Below are 21,827 nucleotides of genomic sequence, written 5' to 3'. Positions count from 1 at the left end.
CTCGATTCCGAGTTCACGGGATCGAGGCTTTAAACGTATTATTTATAATTTTAGTACAACTCTAATTTTAAAGCAGTACGGTAATCTTTAATTTCTTCTCTGTTGATTTTGTGCTCCGCATTTTTCAACAAATTCATCAAGTACAAAAAGTTTTCTTGACCTTCAATCTCCAACGGATACTCATTGCCCTCTTCATCTTCTTCGTACTGTGCCTGAACATCAAACCCGTTTCTATCTAGCAAGAACTCGTATGATAAACGCAAAACTTTTACCACCAATGGATCTTGCTCTTTCAACGCTTGTTCACGCAATTCTTTCAAATCATCAACAAGAGCTTTATAAGCAATTCCTTCTTTTTCCACTTGGGAAATAATTGTTTCTAATTTTTTGTTGGCAATGGCCGTTCTCATACTCCTCTTATTTTCAATGTTGTAACTGTTTCTAAACAGCTTTCAAGACGTGCAAATGTAATGACTTATTGGCAGGAAAAATAACATCAGTGCTGTTTTTTTACAAAAAATCTCATTTTTTAAGCAATCCACTTTTAAGCAGATGCTTTCTTTTAGATTATCATCCTCCAAGAAAAACGAATGATTATATTTGTATAAATCGAAAAACCAATCTTTTGCTTGATATACTTTTAAAAGGAATTGTTACCGGATTTATACTTAGTATAATGATTGGACCTGTATTTTTCCTTCTTTTAGAAACAAGTATTCGCAAAGGTGTTCGCGCAGCAATTGCTTTTGATTTAGGGGTTTTGCTTTCTGATCTCATTTATATCATTATAGCACTAATCTTTTATTCAGAAGTCAGTAAAATAACCTCTGGAGAATATGCCCATATTATTCAAATTGTTGGAGGAATTGTGTTAATTGGTTTTGGACTAGTTAGTTTTTTGAAAAAACCTAAGGAAAACAAAGGGGAAGCGGAAAAACAAGTAAACAGTCAAACCAAAGATTTCATTTTACTTGGGTTGAAGGGATTCTTACTCAATTTTGCCAATCCAGGTGTTATTTTCTATTGGATTACGGTTATTGCGCTAGGTGCTGACGGTAAAAAAAGCGCCTCTAATGCAATCAATGAGAGTACTTATTGGTATATTTTAGTAATCATTCTTACCTTCTTCGCTGTTGATTTATTGAAAATTATTGGCGCTAAGAAACTTCGGCCATTCATCACAGAAAAAGTACTTGTTAGTCTCAATAGATTTGTTGCATTGGTAATAATTGGTACGGGTATCTTGTTAATCATCAAAGGATTTTTAGCTAAATAATCCTTGTAACATTTCATTGAAATTTCTATTATTAAGTCAAAACTATCATTCCAATTCCATGAAATTTGTTTGTATCCTCTTTTCTTTTCTTTCCTTCTCTTTAACTGCTCAGGTTGTTCAAAAAGAAAACCTGACTCCGAAACTCAGAAATTTTTATGATTTTGAGAGAACTAAGCTAGAGTCTACTGGTTCCTATTACAAGGACTTATTAGGTGAATCGACAGACAAACACGGTAAATGGTTGTATTACGATCGTTTTGGCGTTCAAGTGGAAGAACGAAACTATTACCGTGGAAAATTGCATGGAAGAGTGCTTTCAAACTATGCAAATGGTAAAAAAAAGCAGGAGGGATATTTTAAATTAGGCGAACAAGATAGTGTTTTCAGAGAGTGGAATGAAATCGGAAAATTGAGCGTGGAAGGATCGTATAAAAACGGAAAGGAAATTGGTATTTGGGAATCTTACTATTTGACAGGTCAAAAAAAGCAAGTAGAGGAATTTATTGATACGATTCGTTACATGCGTCAATTTTGGATGCCAGATAGCTTGCATACTCAAAAAATCTTTGATGGAACGGGTGAATACCTTACTTTCTATGACACGGGAATGGAAAGAGAATGGTACAATTACAAAAACGGTATAAAAAATGGACCTTTTGAAGAATTTTCCATTTATGGTTACTTACTCATCAATGGAAATTTTAAAAACGGAGAAAAAGATAGTACTTGGAATTTCTATTACTACACGGGGAAAAGAGAGAAAATTAGTAATTATCTGAATGGGAAACTCGACGGTGAATACAAGTATTTCTATGATAATGAACAAGTAAATGTAGAAGGGAGTTACAAAAATGGGGAGAAATCCGGTCTTTGGACTTGGTACACCAAAAAAGGAACCAAAGATCAGGAAGGTTATTTTGACAAAGGCCAACAAGACGGAAAGTGGAGTTTTTGGTATGAAACTGGAGAACTAAGAAATACAGGGAAATTCGACCATGATAAGCGAACTGGAACTTGGGAATACTTTTATAAAAACGGAAGTAAGTTCAAAAAGGGAGACTTCGCAAACGATGAAAAGAACGGCAGATGGGAAACTTGGTATGAAAACGGAATCCTTTTAATGTCGGGAGTTTATGAAATTGGAAAGGAAGAAGGCCTTTGGACAAACTATTGGGAAGATGGTATAGAAAAAAACGTTGCTTCCTTCAAGAAAGGAAAACTTCAAGGTAAATGGATTTCTTACTATCCTACTGGAAAGTTGAATGTAACTGGAAATTACAAAGAGGGTGAAAAAACGGGTGAATGGATTAATTACTTTGAAAATGGAAAACCAAAAGATTTATTCAACTACAAAGTAATTACCAAAAAATCCAAAATTGAATATGGCCCTTTGAAAGATTTCGATGTGAAGGAAAGTATTAAAGATGGTCCTGCAGTTTCATTTTCTCAAAAAGATTTCAAAAAAACAGAGGAAGGGAGCTATAAAAATGGTCAAAAACATGGAGTTTGGTACACTTACTGGCCAGGCGGAAAAATTCCGAGTAATACTACCACATACAAAGATGGAAAATTGGACGGTAAAAGCACCGAAATGGACCGCAGAGGAAATGTGATTTCTGAAACTGACTATAAAGATGGTTTGAAGGATGGAAAAATGAAACTATTCGATAAAAGAGGGAAAGTGATTAAAGAACTTGAATTCAAAGAAGGACAGCAAGTCATTAAAGGAAGCGGAGGAAATAGTATTGAGTTTAGAACCAGGTAAAAGTGGTTCAAAGGTGTTTAAGGAAATTTATTTTGAACATTTGAACATTTGAACATTTGAACATTTGAACATTTGAACATTTGAACATTCCTTGTAATAAATGTCCTTTTTTCTTATCTTAAGTAAGAAAAGGCTCATGACAGATCAAGAATTAGGTATTTTTGGAGAACAAATGGCTCAAAAACACTTGCTGAAAACTGGCTATATTATTCGCACAGTAAATTACCGCTATTTGAAGTTTGAAGTAGATATCATCGCTGAGAAAGACGAAAAAATTGTTGTTGTAGAAGTAAAAACCCGCCAAACAGCTGAAATTGGTGAACCTTGGATGGCCGTTACCAAGAAAAAACAACGGCAAATTATCATCTGTGCCGATCACTATGTACAATCCAAAGGGATTAGTAATGATACGCGTTTCGATATTATTTCCATTGTCCACAATCAATTCCGCACCAAATTGGAACATATCGAAGATGCTTTTTCGACGTGATGCAAATTAGACTTTTTGAAAAGTATTAACTAACAAATCTATGGAAATGTACCTAATTTGCAACAGCTTGAAAATTCATCGTTATTGCGTGTAGCTTGAGCGCATGAACGCAGATGGAAGGGTTTATTGTATTACCTTTGAAGCCTGAAATACACGAGTAATGTCTAAAATTCTGATTAAAAATATCCACACCCTGTATCAAGTAGGAGAAGACTTTCCAGAAATGATTTGTGGTGAAGCAATGAAGCATGTTCCAACCATTAAAAATGCGTTTTTGGCATTGGAAGATGGAGTAATCATGGCTTATGGTTCCATGGAAGATTGGGAAGGAATTACTGATTGGCGAGGAGTAGAAGTGATTGATGCTGAAGGCCAAAGTGTATTACCTGCTTTTTGTGATCCGCATACGCACACCGTTTTTGCTCGAACACGTGAAGAAGAATTTGTGGATCGAATCAATGGGCTGACTTACGAAGAAATTGCCTTGAAAGGTGGTGGAATTCTCAATTCTGCTCGCAGATTGGGTGAGCTTTCAGAAGAAGAGTTGTTTCAGGAAGCCATGAAGCGTGTAAACAATATGAAAGCCAATGGAACAGGTGCTGTGGAGATTAAGTCTGGTTACGGACTTTCTGTTGAAGCTGAATTGAAAATCCTCCGTGTAATCAAACGCTTAAAACAAGAATCGGGGATTGCAATCAAAGCTACTTTCTTGGGTGCCCATGCTTTCCCGAAGGAATTCAAAGAAAATCACCAAGCATACATCGATTTAATTGTCAATGAAATGCTTCCTTTAATTGCTAAAGAAGGATTGGCAGATTATATCGATGTGTTTTGCGAACGAAATTATTTCTCCGTCGAAGAAATGCAATACATTCTTTTAGAAGGAAAAAAAGTGGGACTGATTCCAAAAGTGCATGTGAATCAATTTTCGATTATGGGCGGAGTAAAAGCCGCTGTGGAATTGGGAGCGCTTTCTGTAGATCACCTCGAAGAATCGAATGATGAAGATATTGAAGTGTTGAAAGGAAGTAAATGTATGCCGACATTCTTGCCAGGTTGTTCTCACTTCATCAATATTCCTTATGGAAATGCCCGCAAATTTATTCAGGAAGGACTTCCTGTTGCTTTGGCTACAGATTACAATCCGGGAACGACTCCTTGTGACAATATGCAGCAAATTTTTTCCTTGGCTTGTGTGAAAATGCGCCTTACTCCAGAAGAAGCATTGAATGCGCTAACTATCAATGCTGCATACGCAATGGGATTATCTGAAACACATGGAACGATTTCACTTGGAAAGTCAACACCAATCATTTTAACTAAACCAATTGATTCACTGGCATATATTCCATACGCTTTTGGAGAAAATCATGTCGATAGACTGGTTTTTTAGTTACTTTTAGATTTGTTTAACTTACTGAAATAAAACAATTCACTGTTTTTAGCGTCTTGGTAGATATGTACAAAATTGGTTTTCTTCTGTTGCTTTTGAATTGCTCTACGCTTTTTGCTCAGGAAACTGGAAAAGAGTACCAATTATTGTGGGAAATTAAAGCTCCACGTTCCAAGAAAATCAGCTATGTATTTGGAAGTATGCACTCAAATGATCCACGGTTGTTTAATTTTCCAGATTCACTTTACTCTGCTTTTGCAAGTGTTGATGCGGTCGTTTTAGAAACGGACGTAACTCAAATCTACGATGAATACGATGTTCGTTTGAATCTCTTTAATTTCGAGTTATTTGATAAAAAACGCTCCTTCGCAAGCTCTAAAAAAGCGACTCAAACAGTTTACGGTTCGGAGGATGGCCGCCCACAATTTTTAGATGCTTATTTTCAACAAGCAGGTTATTGCGGAGGAAAAGGGTTTTATCAGCTAGAAACAGTCGAAGATCAATTAAAATTAGCCGAAAATCCGGAATTATTTAATACCAGAACGGCTATCAACGGGTTGTTTTTTACCAAAGAAGCTTTTATTCAAACGTACATTAATGGTGATATTGCCTCTCTGACAAACATGTTGAAATCGCAATTTAAAAGTACTCCAGATGCATACGATGAATTAATTACGAAGAGAAATCAAATTATGGCAAAAGGATTAGATACCTTGATTCGTAAGAGAACTGTTTTCTGTGCAATTGGTTCTGGTCATTTGTATGGAAGCGATGGTGTTTTACAGCTATTAAGACAAAAAGGATTTCAAGTTCGAGCTGTGAAAGCAACGTATGATAATACGACTTTGGCGAGTAAGAAATTAATTCAATCTTGGAAAAGTTATTCCATTACAGATGAAGAAAATTCCTTTCGAATGACTTTTGGTGGGAAGCCCATTGAGATTTCAGATGATAACAAGAAGCATTATCTCTATCAGGAATTGGGTCAAGGAAATACGTTTGAATTACTCATTCACTGCTCAGCAGATTATTTGGATGATAATCGCTACAACTTTGTTGAAAATGAATTGGCTAAAACACGTGATTTTACCTTAGATGATGGTGCAAAAGCCATTGAAGGACTAGTTCTTGATCCAATTAAAGGATATCAATGGAAACGATTTATTCAATTTGGTGACGTTTGTTATGAGTTAATCTGTTACGGAGGAAATAAATTCATGCATTCAAATCGCTCCACTTCATTCTTTCAAAAGTTTGAAATACTGACAGAAAAGGAGTAACCAACAGTTGGTTGTTTATTCATTTTTCGCAATCTTCAAATGAATTTATCGAATAAGGGTAATTTCGGTTCACTAATTGATGAATCATGATCGAAAGAACTTTGGAGCCAATATTCCGCCAAAAATGCCAAGAAAGTAAAATTGTTGTACTAAAAGGTGCGCGAAGAACTGGTCGATTAACCCTTGTTTCTCGTGTCTTTAATTTGGAAAATTCCAGTATTGGTCTTATCGATTGCTCCAATAAAAAAGAACTGCAAATATTCCGCAAGGGTGGGTTGGATTCTTTGAAAACGTTCAGTGAAGGAAAAAAAGTGATTATTATTCGCGATGCACAATTATTAGAATCCCTTCAAGACTACATTGATTTTGCGATTGAAAACGAGGTATTGGAGAATGTAGTTTTAATCTGTTCATTCGAACCAGAATTACACGAAGATTTGTGGGAAGCATTGCGCGAACAAGGTTTGGAACTCAATCTTTTTCCGCTTTCCTATTCAGAAAGTGCTAAGTTTTACGGCTTAGTTCAAGAGGATAAAGAATTAGAACAGCGATTGATTTATGGCTATTATCCAGAAGTTATTATGAATCAAGATGAATCAGAGCGAATCGTTTCAGAAATTATTGAATCGAGTATTTTCACTCAGTTAGGAGCCTCGGAAAGAATCAATAAAAAGGAAAATCTGATTAAATTGTTGAGACACTTGGCCTTTAACATAGGGAAAGTTATCAGTTTCAATGATTTGGGTAGAAAGTGCGGTTTGGACAATGAAACTGTGGAGCGTTATGTGAAGTTGTTCGCAAAGGCAAATTTGTTGGTTCTGATTTCGTCTTACAACAACGGACATCGTTACGAATTGAAAAAAAGTCATGTTGTTTATTTCTTAGACAATGGAATTCGTAATGCCCTGATTCGTGCTTTTCAACCGTTGGAATTTAGGAACGATGTGGAAGAATTGTGGCGAAATTTTGTGATTAGCGAACGTTATAAAGCCAATCAATATGCAGGTAAAACACCTGAAGTATTCTTTTGGTTAACACATACAAAACAAGAAGTAGATTATTTGGAATTGAATAATGGAGAAGCTTTTGGAGTAAAAATGAGTTGGGATGATTCAAAGAAAATCAAAATTCCAACTTCGTTTGGTGAATTGTATCCGCAAGTAAAAGTGACTGGAATCAGTAAAAAAACCTTTTGGACGTTCCTTCGAAAATAATGAACCATATAGGTCACATAGAATATATAGACTAAAAGTAGAAAAGTAATTATCTGTGGAGACCACAAATAAAGCTATGTGTGCTATGTTTCTATGTGGTTAAAAATTAGTGAGCGAAGCGAAACTCCAAATTGACCTTAGCAATATCGTTTTAGCCTCAATTTCACCAAAAAATAACATTCGATTCTCAAAAATCCTCCCTATTTTCACAAAACTCTCAAATCACAGTATGAAGACAAAATCAGAAATAGTTGAAAATTGGTTGCCGCGTTACACAGGTGAAGAATTGAAGAATTTCGGAGAATACATTCTTATTTGCAACTTTCTCAATTACGTTGAAAAGTTTGCAGATATGTATGAAGTGGAAGTCATTGGTAAAAATAAACCGATGCAATGTGCTACAGCGAACGGAATTACCATTATCAATTTCGGAATGGGAAGTGCTTCTGCCGCGACCATCATGGACCTCTTGTCTTCTATTAAACCAAAGGCAGTTTTGTTTCTGGGGAAATGTGGCGGTTTGAAAAGTAAAAGTGAAGTAGGAGATTTGATTTTGCCAATCGCTGCAATTCGCGGTGAAGGTACAAGCAACGATTATTTTCCTTCGGAAGTTCCCGCATTGCCGGCCTTCGCACTTCAAAAAGCAATTTCTACAACGATTCGTGATGCTGGATTTGATTATTGGACAGGAACATGTTATACAACTAACCGCAGAGTTTGGGAACACGATGAGAAGTTTAAAGAATATTTGAGCAGCATTCGTGCAATGGCAATCGATATGGAAACGGCTACAATATTTATGGTTGGTTTTGCAAACAAAATTCCTACTGGAGCTTTGCTGTTAGTAAGTGATCAGCCGATGACGCCTGAAGGAGTGAAAACAAGCGAAAGTGATTCAAAAGTTACTGCCGGATTTGTAGATAAACATTTGATGATTGGAATTGACTCTTTGAAACAACTCATCTATGACGGACATACTGTGAAACATTTGCGTTTCTAGATTAATCACGAAGACCACTAGGTTATTTTTCCACTGTATTGAAAATTGCTGTTCAAACATGTTAGCGTCCCTTTGCGTAAGCAAAGGACTTGTTGTTTTAATATTCCTTGTGAGCTTTGTACTCTGAGTGGTAAAAATCTGCGTACTTCTGCGCTCCTCTGTGGGAACAATTGGGTATATTCGTGAAAATCGAAGTCCATGCGTTTCTCTCTTCTAATTGTTGGAATTACCCTTTTTGTGGTTTCTGTTTCAGCCCAAAGCAAATTGAAATATGTCAATCCACTCATTGGAACTTCTAAGATGGGGCATACTTTTCCTGGTGCAACGGTGCCATTCGGAATGGTTCAATTGAGTCCTGATACAGATACTCTTTCCTATGCAATTGGCGGAAAATACAATCCAGAGATTTATAAATATTGTGCGGGTTATCAATACGAAGACCCGACAATTGTAGGATTTAGTCATACACATTTTAGTGGAACAGGACATTCTGATTTGGGAGATATTCTCATTGCGCCAACTTCTGGAAAGTTACAGTTGAATCCAGGAGTTGCTTTCAATCCGAAAAGTGGTTTCCGTTCTGCCTATAGTCATCAAAATGAAATTGCGAAACCCAATTATTATTCGGTCTTATTGGATGATCACAAAATAAAAGCGGAATTAACGACTACAACTCGAGTTGGAATCCACAAATACACATTTTCAAAACAAGATTCTTCCCACATTATTTTGGATCTCATTTCTGGGATTTATAATTACGAGGGGAAGAACGTAAATACTTACGTTCGTGTTGTAGATGAATATCACATCATTGGTTTCAGACAAACTTCTGGTTGGGCAAAGAATCGAACGGTCTATTTTGCAATCGAATTTTCTAGACCGATCAAATCGTATGGATACGATGATTTTCAATCCAAAAAAGTCTATCAGGGTTTTTGGCGAAAATTCAATTTGAAAGACAACTTTCCAGAAATGTCAGCGAATCAATTACGCGCTTTCTTTGATTTTGATTTAGATTCTTCGAAAGAATTACTTCTCAAGGTTTCTTTATCAAGTGTAAGTATGGAAGGAGCTGTGGAAAACATGAAATACGAGACCCCTGATTGGAATTTTGATCAGTACAGGAAAGCAGGGGAATCTTTGTGGGAAAAAGAATTGAATAAGTTTGATGTGCAAATGCTCAACGAAGGAGATTTAACCAATTTTTATACGGCAGTTTATCACACGTGCCTAAGTCCAACAGTTTACCAAGATCACGACGGTCAATATCGTGGCTTGGATTTTTCCAATTGGTACAATAAAGATAGATCACTGGTTAATTATACAACGTTTTCACTCTGGGATACCTATCGGGCTTTGCATCCACTGTTTAATTTGGTTCAGCGAAAGCGAAATGCGGATATGGTCAATTCAATGATTGCTCATCAAAAGCAAAGTGCTGAAAAAATGTTGCCGATTTGGTCACATCATGGGAATGAAAATTGGTGTATGATTGGATATCATGCCGTTTCTGTTATTTCGGATGCATACAATAAAGAATTGCAAGGAATTGATTACAATCAAGCTTTGGATGCTTGTATCCAGACAGCACGAACCCGCTATTTTGAGGGAATTGGTTCGTACATTGACTTGGGGTATGTTGCTGAAGATAAAAATGGGAGTTCGGTCTCTAAAACGTTGGAATATGGGTACGATGATTGGTGTATTGCTCAGATGGCTCTTGGTTTGAAGCGAATGGATATTTACGAAGAATTTTCTAAGCGAAGTGAAAATTATAAACACGTGTTTGATTCGAGTTCGGGATTTATGCGTGCACGAATGAGCTCTGGAAAATTTATTGAAAAGTTTGACCCTTTGGAAACACACCAAGCTGGTTACATTGAAGGGAATGCCTGGAATTATAGTTTGTATGTCCCTCATCAGGTAGATTCGATGATTGAATTGATGGGTGGGAAAAAACGGTTTGCGTCTCATTTGGATTCTTTGTTTACCATGCAGTTGGCGGATAAATATTTTGAACACACAGAAGACATTACCCGAGAAGGAATTATGGGTTCTTACGTACATGGGAATGAGCCTTCGCATCATGTGATTTATTTGTTTGATTGGGTTGGCCGATCAGATTTAACTCAGAAGTACATTCGTCAAGTATTGAAAACAAAGTATCTTCCAAAAATTGATGGACTAAGTGGAAACGATGATTGCGGACAAATGAGTGCTTGGTATATTTTCAGTTCCCTCGGGTTTTATCCAGTTTGTCCAGGCTCTGATGACTATGTTTTGGGAAGTCCATTAGTTCAATCCGCAAAAATTAACCTGGAGAATGGAAAAATCATTGAGATTTCAACCAAGAATCAAAGTGAAAAGAATATTTATGTAAAAGCAGTTTATCTCAATAATGTTAAAATGAAGGACTTTATATTGAGTTATCAGAGTATTAAAAACGGCGCAAAACTGGTCTTTGAGATGACTGATAAGCCTTCAAAAACATTTTAAGAATTCAATCTTAACACATAAAAGATAACCTAGGTAATAATTTAAATGCTAAATTCAGAGCTCAAATTACACTCTTATGAAAAGAAAAATACTTCTCTCCAGCGTATTTTTCCTAAGTGTATCTGTATGCTCTGTTAGTTTTTCTCAAACTACAACCCTGCAAAAAGATACTTGGAAAAAGATAGCAGAAAATGAAATTCCAGAAAGTGGAATTCGCTACATTAAACCCACAAAATATGTAACCTTTGATTTGGATGTGGAAAAAATGCGTCAGGTTTTAGCGCTTGTTAAACGCATAGATGACCCAAGTTACATTCCTGTTTTTATACAACTTCCAAGACCAGATGGAACTTTCGGGCACTATCAGGTTCATGAAAATGAAACCATGTCTTTGGGTTTAGTAGCTCAGTTCCCAGAAATTAGATCTTATGATGGAATCGCCATGGATAATTCTGGTGAGGTTGTGAAATTTGATTTAACTCCTCAAGGTTTTCATGCAATGACATTGGTTCCTGGAAAACCAACATTGTTTATCGATCCATACTCATTCAGAGGTGGTGATATCGAAAACTATGTCGTTTACTCAAAAGCAGATTTTACTGCAGACAAAGTATTTGCTTGTCATTTGGAAGAAGGAATTGGTGCTGAAATCGAAGGAGCGAATGATAATATTGTTAAAAGTTTTGGAAATTGTACCAAACGTACCTATCGCTTAGCTTTAGCAGCAACTGGAGAATACACTGTTTTCCAAGGTGGAACAGTTGCTTTAGCTCAAGCAGCTCAGGTTACAACAATGAATCGTGTAAATGGTGTTTACATGCGTGATTTAGCAGTAACAATGACCATCATTCCAAACAACAACTTGCTGATATATACGGCAGGTGGATCCGATCCTTATTCCAACGGAAATGCTGGAACAATGCTTGGTCAGAATCAATCGAATGTAACATCTGTTATTGGAGGTGGAAATTACGACATCGGCCACGTTTTCGGAACAAATTCTGGAGGTGTTGCGATGTTGGGATCTGTTTGTAGTTCTTCATTGAAAGCTCAGGGAGTGACTGGATCAGGTGCACCAGTAGGTGATCCTTTCGATATTGATTATGTTGCTCATGAGATGGGTCACCAATTTTCGGGGAACCACAGCTTCAGAAGTAATCAAGGCTCTTGTAGTGGCAATGGTAATAATGCAACTGCAATGGAACCAGGCTCTGGAAGTTCAATCATGGCGTATGCAGGAATTTGTTCACCTCATAACGTACAGCCAAATTCGGATGATCATTTTCATGGCGTAAATATGAATGAAATGCACATTTTCCTAGGTGCAGGTGGAAATGGGTGTGCTGTTTCAACGGCAATTCCAAATCAATCTTCACCAACTATTACAGGTACAGTAGGAAATGTAACTATTCCTGCAGGAACTCCTTTTGCTTTAACAGCAACTGCGACAGATCCAGATGGCGATGTTTTATCGTATTGTTGGGAGCAGATGAATAATCAAAATTCGACGCAACCACCTGTAGGAACTTCAACTAACGGACCCAATTTCCGTTCAAGACCCCCTTCTACCAGTGGTACACGTTACTTTCCTTCTATTGCAAGTTTGTTGACAAATGGCCCATTCACTTGGGAAGTTCTTCCAACTGTTAGCCGAACAATGAATTTCCGCTGTACTGTTCGTGATAATGAAGCGGGTGGAGGATGTAATGACAATGAAGATCTTGTAATTACAACAACGGCTTCTGCAGGACCGTTTGTTGTCACTTATCCTACGGCAACAGGAATTATATGGGCAGGAAATACAACACAAACAGTAACTTGGTCTGTAGCAAATACGGATGTTGCACCTGTATCTTGTGCAAATGTGGATGTAATGATTTCTTTAGATGCGGGGGTAACTTTTACTGTTTTAGCAAATGATGTCCCGAATGATGGTTCTCAGATTGTTACGGTACCAAATACTGCAACAACGAATGCAATCATCATGGTTATTTCTCAAAACGGAACGTTCTTCGATGTGTCTAATAATCGATTTACAATTACAGTAGGAGGACCTCCTTGTAATAATCCTACATTGCCAACCCTTTCTGGAAATACGGTGATTTGCCCAGGTGGAAGTACAACAATTACAGTATCGGCTGGTACATTAAATGATGCAACTGCTTGGAACTGGACTTCTAACTCTTGTGGTGGAACGAATGTTGGAAACGGAACATCGATGGTTTTATCTGCGCCAGGAACTTATTTTGTTCGTGGACAAGGAGGTTGTGTTTCGGGTGGAGCTTGTCAGTCAATTACAATTACACAAACTCCAGTAAATACGGCAACTTCTGTAAACGGAATTACAATCACTTCCGCTCAAAGCGGTGCGCAATACCAATGGTTGAATTGTTCAACAGGAAATAGCCCAATTTCAGGAGCAACTTCTCAATCATTTACTCCAAGTGCAAATGGATTGTATGCGGTTACTGTGACAGTTGGATCTTGTTCTGTTACCAGTTCTTGTGTAAACATTGCAAATCTTGGAATTGATGATTTGAATTTCGACGATGTTTCTGTTTATCCTAATCCATCTACTGGAAAAATCACGGTTTCTTTCAACAAGGAAGTAAACTTGAAATCTTTTGTGATTCGTGATGTAACTGGAAGATTGATTCGAGAAGAAAAACCACAAACAACCGATGGAATTACTTTCGACATCTCTTCTGAAGCGCAAGGAGTTTACTTCTTGAATATAGAAGTGGGTGGTGCTGTTCAGTCATTCAAGTTGATTAAGAACTAGGATGTTAAGACATCAAGATATTAGGATTAGACTCGAGTCTTGAGGGCTTAGGTTCTAAAATTATAAAAGAAGCCCCGATACTATTTTTCGGGGCTTTTTAGTGTAATGAAAACATGATATCATCATTTCGTGATATAACGAATTCATGATATTATAAAGTTATCCCTGAATCGCTACAAGAATGGTAGTCAATTTGTTTTCATCAGGAAGCAACAAAGTTTCCTGAAAAGCGGTCTCAGATTCCACAGTCACTTTCGAAGTTCCTGAAAAATGGATGGCATGGATACCTGTTGCTTTTAGTTCAGGAATGAGTTCTTCCTTTACTCCTCCACCCGCCATGATTTCAATGCGACCATTTGCGTATGTAACAAGTTCCTTTAATCGTTTTATTCCATGAGCTACACTTTGGTCTGATCCGCTGGTTAAAATGCGTTTAAAACCCATTTTAATGAGTTGATCCATGGCAGTCTTCCAATCATCAATCGAATCAAAAGCACGGTGAAAAGTAAAATCTACGTTTGGTGCCGTTCGTTTCCAAGTTTCTAATGCCTCTAAATTGAGTTTAAAATCTTTGGTCAGCGCTCCAACAATCAATCCTTTAATTCCCGCATCTTTCAATTCCAAAATTTGATCCCGCATCACCACAATTTCATCGTAGTTGTAAACAAAACCACCTGCTCTCACACGGATAAGCGCATGTTGTTCCAAATCAAAAGTGTTTTGAATCCAAGAAACCATTGCTTTTGAAGGAGTTAAACCGCCTTGTTCCAAAGCAATGCATGTTTCAATACGATCAATTGGAAGTTTACTAACGATTCTTGCGGCTTCCAATGTGCCGACACAAATTTCTACTTTCATCTGGTGATGATTAATTCATTTAAAAAGGTCCAAGGTGTGAAACCTGCTCCTGTCATTCCTTCTGGAATTTTCTCTTTGTTAATAACCGTAATTCTCAGGTGTCGGGCCTTCAGTTTTTCATGCAGGTAGAAGTTTTCCGAGAGAGTATCGTTATCAGGAACAGTTGTTTTTTTCCATTTCCGTCCATTTTTACTGACCTCAATCACACATTTTTCTGGAGCATAAATCCAGCTTCCTGGATCATTCAAATAACCAAGCTTAACATGACCAAATTTGATTTTTTTACCCAAATCCAATCGAAAACGAACCGTATCTTCAGTAAATCCCAGCCATTGATTTCCTTTCCATGGTTTCTTTCCAACTATTCCATCGGTTAATCCCAAATCTCCATTTGCATTGTATTTTTCATTGGGGGGAGTATCAAATGTGATGGGTTTTCCCAATGCAAGATGTGTGGTTATTTCATACTTGTTGACCCTCAATAGATCCCCTTTTTTTGTCACTTTTACTTCTAAATCAAAGCTTGCGGAAATTGGAAGAGGATATAGAAGGAGTTTGGAATGATTAGAAGTATCAGGATAGTCACCTATTGAAAATGTTTCAGCCTTGATTAATGGTAACTCGCAAATGAGCGCTGGATTTTCAAATATTAGCTCTATGGATGCTTTTGTATGTTCTATGTTCGAAACTGCTTCAAGCATTAATCCCTTTTCAGATTTGCTAAACAACAACTTCGGTTCCAAACAAGCTGTTGAGAAGTTGATATTCATAGAATCATAATAGGGAAACTGATATTTAATGAGTCCCTGAACAAATTCCGGATACGATTTTCGTTGATCTTCCTTGGTCCATAGAACTTCAGACATGGCAAGTAGTCTCGGAAAAAGATTGTATTGCACAGCGCTCATTGTTGGCAAGTATTCTGTCCACAAATTGGCTTGTCCGCCTAAAATATAGCGTTTGTATTCATTCTCAATTCCTTTTGTAGGGTCGAATTGATATACTTTTTCCAAAGGAAGATAACCGCCAATTGCTAAGGGTTCTGAAGGATGTCCACTTTGATAGTAATCTAAATAACAGTACGAAGTTGGAGTCATTACTACTTGATGTTTTTGCTTTGCCGCGGCGATTCCGCCTTCCATTCCCTGCCACGACATGACTTGTGCGTTGGGAGCCAAACCACCTTCCAATATTTCGTCCCACCCAATGATGGTTCGTCCTTTTGAATTTACATGTTTTTCAATATCTCGGATGAAAAAGCTTTGAAGTTCGTGAGTAGAATGCAGTTGATTTTCGTTCATTACCGCTTTACATTTCGGACAAGCTTCCCATCTGACTTTCGGACTTTCATCCCCTCCAATATGGATGACTTGTGAAGGGAAAATGGCAATTACTTCATCTAAAACATCTTTTAGAAACGTGCGGGTTTTTTCTTGACTGCAAAACACATCGTCAAAAACACCCCAAGTTCCAACTACGGGAAGTTGTTTTTCTGTACAGCTCAATTCCGGATAAGCAGCCAATGCGGCTCTTGCGTGTCCAGGCATTTCAATTTCAGGAATAATTTCAATTCCGCGAATGCGCGCATATTCTATCAATTCTTTTGCTTCTTCTTGGGTGTAAAATCCACCGTATTTTTGGTGTTCGTATTCAATGGGTTGTTTGCTGAAATGTCCAATCAATGTGCTGTCTCGCCAAGCCCCAATAGTTGTTAGTTTGGGATATTTCTTGATTTCGATTCGCCAACCTTGATCATCTGTTAAATGCCAGTGGAATTTATTGAACTTCAACCGAGCAATTTGATCAATAAAACCTTCTAGTTCTGCAATTGTAAAAAAGTGTCTGCTGCAATCCAAGTGAACTCCCCGATAGGCAAAGGCTGGTTGATCTGAAATTCGAATTCCAGCCAATTTGGTTTGATTTTGAAACAACTGATTCAAGCTTTGAAAAGCATTGCACAAACTTTGATAACTGCTGTATTGGATTTCGATCCCTGAATTTGTAACGCTTAATTGATACCCTTCTGTATAAACTAAGGTATTGACTTGTTGGAGCTGAATGTTTGCATTTTTGGCGGAACTAGCTTCTAAGTGAATAGCGTGAATCCGTCCAAAGGATTTCTGGATGTATTCAAACAATTTTTTTGGAACCTTTGTACTATCTAGAGCTAATTGGCCATTGAAAACAAATTGCTCTGTGGTATATTCCACATTTGTAGGCTGTGGAAAAATAGAGCTGTGTTGGGCGGCTAACTGACTTGCTGAAACAATCAGGATAAGTACAAAAAAGAATTTCATTTTTTTAGATTTTTATTCCAACAATGATAATATCGTCGATTTGCGAGAAATCACCTTTCCATTCATTCAATTTTTGATGCAAAATTGTTTCTTGTTCCTGTGCTGGTAATTGATTGATATCTAACAACAGTTGTTTCAAGTTTTTGGTCATGAATTTTTTGTTCTTTTCGCCACCAAATTGATCCGGATATCCATCTGAGAATAAGTAAAGTGAATCTCCTTTTTGAAGTGGAATATCGACTTCATTGAAATTATAATTCGCATAATTATTTCCGCCGATGGACATTTTATCAGGGCTGAAGGAAAGCAACTCATTGTTGCGGATAATCCAGAGAGGTCTGTTTGCACCTGAATATTTGACACTGCTCAGATCTTTTTCAAAGATACAAATCGCTGTATCCATTCCGTCTTTGCTTTTAACGGTGTCCAAATCTTGTTTCAAGGATTCAATAATGAACTTATTGACATGATTTAGAATGTGAGAAGAACTTTCGATTCGTTTTTCTAAAATGGCGTAATTCAATCCGTCAATTCCCATCATACTCATAAAAGCGCCAGGAATACCATGTCCTGTGCAATCAGCGACTGCGAAAATTTTCTTACCAGTTTCTGTCTCGGTAAACCAGTAAAAATCGCCACTCACGATATCTCTTGGAAGGTACATGACGAAAAAGCCGGGAAAACAAGATTGAATGGAATCAATATGTGGCAATCGTGCTTGTTGAATTTGGAGTGCGTATTCAATACTGTCTGAAATGTCTTTGTTTTTTATTTCAATTTCCAAATAGGCTTTTGCGATTAACTGGTTGTCCTTCTTTTTGCGCAAGAATGAACGGTAAACAAACAATCCAAAGACAAACAAGAATAAGATAACGACGATCAGGAAAATTTTGAAATTGCGCTCTCGATCTAAACTGGCTTCTGAAAGTTTTTGCTCTTGCTCCAGATTTTTAATTTGAAGTTTATTTTGTTCGTACTCTAATTTCGCACCCATTTCTTGGATGTAATTTCGGTTATTTCGAGCATTTACAGAATCTTTGGTTTCTGCATACATTTCCATATAATTATATGCCTTTCCGATGTTGTTTTGAACCGAGTAAATTTTCGATGCTAAAAGATATCCTTCGGAAAGTTCGGGCGTGTAGTTATTAGCTTTGCTAAGTTTGATCGCTTTCTCAAAAAGCGGTAGTGATTCATTCAATTTGTTTTGATCCTTCTTCACCTTTCCCAAACCCAAATAACCTAAAGTAAGGTTGTAAGACTGATTTGGAATCGTGTTTAAAATCGTTATTCCTTCTTTATATTCTTCTTCTGCATCCGATAAATGATCCAATTTATAATGCAATTGAGCTTTGGTAATGTGAATGGTTCCAATAGCACTCGTAAGATTGAATTTTTTGGCAAGTTGCAGCGACTTTTCACAAGATTCAAGCCCTTTTTCGTATTGTTTAGAGGTTAAATACAAGTTTCCGATATCATCGTAGTTGATAATAATTCGTTCCTGATTTTTGAGTTTGGTGTTTAATTGAAGTGATTTGAGTAAATATTCTTCCGACAATTCATATTTACCTTGCCCTAAATAAATCCACCCGATATTTCGGTAGCACTCTGCAATTTGTCCCTGATTATTCGTTTTTTGATAGTTCTTTAGCGCATTGATATAAAATTCCGACGCATGATTGTAATCTCCAGAGAACCAATAGAGATTTCCGATAGAATTTTGGACTTTTCCGATAAGTTCTTCATCTTTACTTGCTTCTGCTATTTCAAGTGCTTTATTCGTTAATTTGAATGCTTTCTTATAGTCAGAATGTACAATTGGTTTTGCTTCATTCAGAAGCTTTATCACAGAAATACTATCCGTAGTTGTTGATTTCTTTTCAGGGTTTATTGGTGTTTTTTCAGTTGATTCTGCTGAATTTTCCTTGTTTTCAGGTAGATCTAGAATGTTGAAAATCTCAATGACAGAGCTTGGTCTAGGACAAGTAATGTTTTTTTCACTAACATATTTAGGAATTTCAATGGCAAATGAAGAATTTGAAAATCCCCAAAGTATTACAATAAGTAGTAAAATTCCTTTTCGAAGGATCATGCGTTTTAATTATTTGAGTCACAAATTAAGTATTTATATTTAACCTTTAGTTTAAAAAAACGGTTTTCATGAAAGCTTCCATTGGATTTAGTGTTTTAGTTGCTCTGTTTTTAGGAATAAATGCATTCGGACAAAAGAAAATTTTGGGTCCTGATGTCTATAATTCCTGGAATAGAATTGGAGATGTTCAACTCTCTCAAGATGGCAAGTATGCCGCTTATTCTATTAAACCGTATCGGGGAGATGGCGTTTTATTTGTGATGAATTTGGAAACTGGAAAAAAGGATTCCATTTCAAGAGGATATGAACCGAAGTTTGATGGTACAAGTGCATTTTTACTCTTTAAAATTCATCCCGGATTTGACACTTTACGTCAGGTAGAATTGAACAAGGTAAACAAAGAAAAATGGCCGAAAGATTCTTTGGGAGTTTGGATTTTTGAAAAGGATTCCTTGATGAAGTTTGCTGATTTAAAAGAATTCAAACTCGCTGAAAATGGAAGCGTATTCGCCTACTTGTCTACTAAAAATGAATGGCCAAAGGCTTATTTATCGAAGAAAGAGGAAAAGAAAGAGAAGAAATTGGAAGCGAAAAAGGGAAAAATGAAAACGGACGGGAAGCTGTTAACCATTTTAGATCCGATTTCGAAACACAAAAAACACTTTAAAAATGTCACTCAGTTTGAGTTGAGCAAGGATGGAAATTACGTTTCTTTTGTTCAGCAAGAGAAGTTTAAAAAGGATTCCTTGCGTTTGAATATCTATGATTTTTCGAAAAAGGAACTTTGGACAGACAAGAAAAGAGTTGTTGAGTATGCTGGATTCAATTTCTCCGGTAAGAGTGTCCAATTATTAGGGATGGCAACTGTTGATACAGCTACAAACAAGCGTTGGTCTTTGTTTATGATCAACCCTGCTACGAAAGAATTCAAGCAATTGATAGATACTTCCAAGCTATTTGTAAATAATGAGGTTTTATCAAACAATTTCAAACCTTATTTGAATAATAATGATTCGGATGTGTTTTTTGGACTTGCCGATAAACCCGATAAACCATTTAAGGATAGTTTGTTAGAAAGTGAAAAATCGAAAGTGGATTTGTGGCATTGGAAAGATGACCGCATGCAACCACAGCAATTGACTGAGTTGAAACGCGACCAGACTCGCACAAATCTTGCAGTTTATCATTTGAACACAGGAGAAGCAATTTCATTAGGCAATGATTCGTTGAATTTGGTTTTTTCAAGCAAACTCAATCAAGAAGTAATGTTGGCAAGTTGTGATGATCAATACCGCTTTGAAACCTGGAACTATCCCAACCCAGAGAATTACTACTTGGTGCATGTGAAGGACGGGAAAATAGTTCCTTTGAGAGATATGTTGTCTTCACGCCCTTCTCTTTCCCAAAATGGAAAGCAATTTGTTTTTTGGAATGATGTTGCTGAAAACTATTATTTAATGAATGTGGATTCTCACGAAGAACATTGCATTACTTGTGGTTGGAAAGGTAATTTATTTGAAGATAAGAATGGAATGATTTACGATAACCTACCACAAGGGATTATTGGTTGGGGCCCAGATGATAAAAATGTGTTGATTCAATCAGATAAAGATATTTTGTCTTATGATATTCAATCAAAGTCTTTTCGGGCTATTGCAAACATTCTTCAGAAGACTGAAATTGACACGAATTATAATTATGTGTTGATTAATTTAAATTCAGATTCAGTGCGTTATTATCCAGAAAGCACCATTCTTACTCGTTTTGATAAAACAAGTAAAATGATGGATGTTTATCGCATGAAAGGCCAATTTAATACGGCGAATTTTGAATTAATTTCTGGATCGAACCATAACTATTTCAATTTTACGAAGGCAAAAAAAGGAACTAGAATTCTGTTTAACCGTTCTTCAAATTCAGATTATCCAGATTTATTTTCAACCACAAAACCAGGTGCAGAGATTGCCCAAATTTCTCATGCGAATCCACAACAAAGCCAATACAATTGGTCAACAGTGGAGTTGATAAAATGGACGAGTTATTCTGGAATTCCTTTAGAAGGATTGATTTATAAGCCCGAAAATTTTGATGTAAATCAAGAATATCCACTGTTGATTTACTACTACGAAATGTACTCGGATGATATTCACAATCACTATGCCCCTAGACCAACAGCTTCTATTGTTTTCCCAACAGAATATGCTTCAGCAGGATACATTGTTTTTATTCCGAACATTCGCTACGTAGCGGGACATCCTGCAAATAGTGCTTATGATTGTATTTTAAGTGGAACGGATGCTGTTTTGAAGGCTTATTCCAATATTGATCCAAAAAGAATGGGTTTACAAGGTCAGAGTTGGGGAGGATATCAAACGGCGCAATTGATTACTATGACCGATCGTTTTGCAGCAGCAATGGCAGGAGCTCCAGTAGGAAATATGTTCTCTGCTTATGGTGGAATTCGTTGGGGATCAGGTTACAGTCGTCAATTTCAATATGAGCATTCACAAAGTAGAATTGGTAAAACGATTTGGGAAGCTCCAGAACTTTATGTAGAGAATAGCCCATTGTTTGGTTTGCCAAAAGTGAAAACACCATTGCTTATGATGCATAATGATGAAGATGGTGCAGTTCCATGGTATCAAGGCATTGAATTGTATACCGGTTTGCGCCGACTTCAAAAACCTGTTTGGTTGCTGAATTACAATGGAGACGATCACAATTTAATGAAACCCGCAAATAGAATGGATTTGAGTATCCGAATGCGCCAATTTTTCGATTATTATTTATTGAATAAGTCGGAACCTTTGTGGTTGAAAGAGGGAATTCCAGCCCTGGATAAAGGAAAGAAATATAAATATGAATTGACTGAATAAAAAAATCC

At 36.8% G+C, this 21,827-nt stretch carries 14 protein-coding genes; 10 read left to right on the top strand and 4 right to left on the bottom strand.

Annotation, left to right across the window (positions count from 1 at the left end; genetic code table 11):
* Window positions 1-50: 50 nt before the first annotated feature.
* Window positions 51-410 carry a hypothetical protein gene (locus tag FLUTA_RS06710; RefSeq protein ID WP_013686104.1) on the bottom strand — a complete coding sequence of 120 codons (360 nt, stop codon included), beginning with the start codon at window positions 408-410 and terminating at the stop codon, window positions 51-53.
* 215 nt (window positions 411-625) lie between these two features.
* Here FLUTA_RS06710 and FLUTA_RS06705 point away from each other — a divergent pair, with 215 nt between their 5' ends.
* From FLUTA_RS06705 to FLUTA_RS06665, 9 genes are all read left to right on the top strand, one after another.
* A complete protein-coding gene (locus FLUTA_RS06705; RefSeq protein WP_043024142.1) occupies window positions 626-1,276 on the top strand; it encodes a LysE family translocator in 651 nt (216 codons plus the stop codon).
* A 58-nt stretch (window positions 1,277-1,334) separates the two neighbouring features.
* Complete coding sequence (locus FLUTA_RS06700) at window positions 1,335-3,041, top strand: toxin-antitoxin system YwqK family antitoxin (protein WP_013686102.1); 1,707 nt, start codon at window positions 1,335-1,337, stop codon at window positions 3,039-3,041.
* Window positions 3,042-3,177: 136 nt separating this feature from the next.
* Complete coding sequence (locus FLUTA_RS06695) at window positions 3,178-3,531, top strand: YraN family protein (RefSeq protein WP_013686101.1); 354 nt, start codon at window positions 3,178-3,180, stop codon at window positions 3,529-3,531.
* Window positions 3,532-3,691: 160 nt separating this feature from the next.
* Window positions 3,692-4,924, top strand: a complete 1,233-nt coding sequence (hutI, locus tag FLUTA_RS06690; RefSeq protein ID WP_013686100.1) for an imidazolonepropionase — start codon at window positions 3,692-3,694, stop codon at window positions 4,922-4,924.
* A 65-nt stretch (window positions 4,925-4,989) separates the two neighbouring features.
* The gene (locus FLUTA_RS06685) at window positions 4,990-6,204 is read left to right on the top strand and encodes a TraB/GumN family protein (protein WP_013686099.1); all 1,215 of its coding nucleotides are present in this window, start codon (window positions 4,990-4,992) and stop codon (window positions 6,202-6,204) included.
* 86 nt (window positions 6,205-6,290) lie between these two features.
* Window positions 6,291-7,418: an ATP-binding protein gene (locus tag FLUTA_RS06680; protein WP_013686098.1), complete on the top strand. Its 1,128-nt coding sequence runs from the start codon at window positions 6,291-6,293 to the stop codon at window positions 7,416-7,418.
* Between the two features lie 229 nt (window positions 7,419-7,647).
* The gene (locus FLUTA_RS06675) at window positions 7,648-8,418 is read left to right on the top strand and encodes an AMP nucleosidase (protein WP_043023699.1); all 771 of its coding nucleotides are present in this window, start codon (window positions 7,648-7,650) and stop codon (window positions 8,416-8,418) included.
* A 198-nt stretch (window positions 8,419-8,616) separates the two neighbouring features.
* Window positions 8,617-10,914, top strand: a complete 2,298-nt coding sequence (locus tag FLUTA_RS06670) for a GH92 family glycosyl hydrolase (protein WP_013686096.1) — start codon at window positions 8,617-8,619, stop codon at window positions 10,912-10,914.
* 76 nt (window positions 10,915-10,990) lie between these two features.
* Window positions 10,991-13,696: a reprolysin-like metallopeptidase gene (locus FLUTA_RS06665; protein ID WP_013686095.1), complete on the top strand. Its 2,706-nt coding sequence runs from the start codon at window positions 10,991-10,993 to the stop codon at window positions 13,694-13,696.
* Between the two features lie 159 nt (window positions 13,697-13,855).
* Here the strand turns inward: FLUTA_RS06665 and FLUTA_RS06660 are convergent, their stop codons facing one another.
* The 3 genes from FLUTA_RS06660 to FLUTA_RS06650 are packed head-to-tail and all read right to left on the bottom strand — an operon-like array spanning window position 13,856 to window position 18,943.
* Window positions 13,856-14,554 carry a copper homeostasis protein CutC gene (locus FLUTA_RS06660; protein WP_013686094.1) on the bottom strand — a complete coding sequence of 233 codons (699 nt, stop codon included), beginning with the start codon at window positions 14,552-14,554 and terminating at the stop codon, window positions 13,856-13,858.
* Complete coding sequence (locus tag FLUTA_RS06655; RefSeq protein WP_013686093.1) at window positions 14,551-16,851, bottom strand: glycoside hydrolase family 20 protein; 2,301 nt, start codon at window positions 16,849-16,851, stop codon at window positions 14,551-14,553. Before FLUTA_RS06655 ends, FLUTA_RS06660 begins: the two co-directional genes overlap by 4 nt.
* Window positions 16,852-16,855: 4 nt before the next feature.
* Window positions 16,856-18,943 carry a tetratricopeptide repeat protein gene (locus FLUTA_RS06650; RefSeq protein ID WP_013686092.1) on the bottom strand — a complete coding sequence of 696 codons (2,088 nt, stop codon included), beginning with the start codon at window positions 18,941-18,943 and terminating at the stop codon, window positions 16,856-16,858.
* Between the two features lie 68 nt (window positions 18,944-19,011).
* On the opposite strand from FLUTA_RS06650, the gene FLUTA_RS06645 reads away from it, so the two are divergent.
* Window positions 19,012-21,819 carry an alpha/beta hydrolase family protein gene (locus tag FLUTA_RS06645; protein ID WP_013686091.1) on the top strand — a complete coding sequence of 936 codons (2,808 nt, stop codon included), beginning with the start codon at window positions 19,012-19,014 and terminating at the stop codon, window positions 21,817-21,819.
* The last annotated feature ends 8 nt before the right edge of the window (window positions 21,820-21,827 follow it).

This window comes from Fluviicola taffensis DSM 16823, from assembly GCF_000194605.1.
GTDB lineage: Bacteria > Bacteroidota > Bacteroidia > Flavobacteriales_D > Crocinitomicaceae > Fluviicola > Fluviicola taffensis.
This window is presented reverse-complemented; position numbering and strand designations above follow the sequence as displayed.

Excerpts from the sequence above, each read along its gene's own strand:
- FLUTA_RS06710 (WP_013686104.1), bottom strand. The coding sequence starts at position 410 with ATGAGAACGGCCATTGCCAACAAAAAATTAGAAACAATTATTTCCCAA.
- FLUTA_RS06700 (WP_013686102.1), top strand. The coding sequence starts at position 1,335 with ATGAAATTTGTTTGTATCCTCTTTTCTTTTCTTTCCTTCTCTTTAACT.
- FLUTA_RS06695 (WP_013686101.1), top strand. The coding sequence starts at position 3,178 with ATGACAGATCAAGAATTAGGTATTTTTGGAGAACAAATGGCTCAAAAA.
- hutI (WP_013686100.1), top strand. The coding sequence starts at position 3,692 with ATGTCTAAAATTCTGATTAAAAATATCCACACCCTGTATCAAGTAGGA.
- FLUTA_RS06685 (WP_013686099.1), top strand. The coding sequence starts at position 4,990 with ATGTACAAAATTGGTTTTCTTCTGTTGCTTTTGAATTGCTCTACGCTT.
- FLUTA_RS06680 (WP_013686098.1), top strand. The coding sequence starts at position 6,291 with ATGATCGAAAGAACTTTGGAGCCAATATTCCGCCAAAAATGCCAAGAA.
- FLUTA_RS06675 (WP_043023699.1), top strand. The coding sequence starts at position 7,648 with ATGAAGACAAAATCAGAAATAGTTGAAAATTGGTTGCCGCGTTACACA.
- FLUTA_RS06670 (WP_013686096.1), top strand. The coding sequence starts at position 8,617 with ATGCGTTTCTCTCTTCTAATTGTTGGAATTACCCTTTTTGTGGTTTCT.
- FLUTA_RS06665 (WP_013686095.1), top strand. The coding sequence starts at position 10,991 with ATGAAAAGAAAAATACTTCTCTCCAGCGTATTTTTCCTAAGTGTATCT.
- FLUTA_RS06660 (WP_013686094.1), bottom strand. The coding sequence starts at position 14,554 with ATGAAAGTAGAAATTTGTGTCGGCACATTGGAAGCCGCAAGAATCGTT.
- FLUTA_RS06655 (WP_013686093.1), bottom strand. The coding sequence starts at position 16,851 with ATGAAATTCTTTTTTGTACTTATCCTGATTGTTTCAGCAAGTCAGTTA.
- FLUTA_RS06650 (WP_013686092.1), bottom strand. The coding sequence starts at position 18,943 with ATGATCCTTCGAAAAGGAATTTTACTACTTATTGTAATACTTTGGGGA.
- FLUTA_RS06645 (WP_013686091.1), top strand. The coding sequence starts at position 19,012 with ATGAAAGCTTCCATTGGATTTAGTGTTTTAGTTGCTCTGTTTTTAGGA.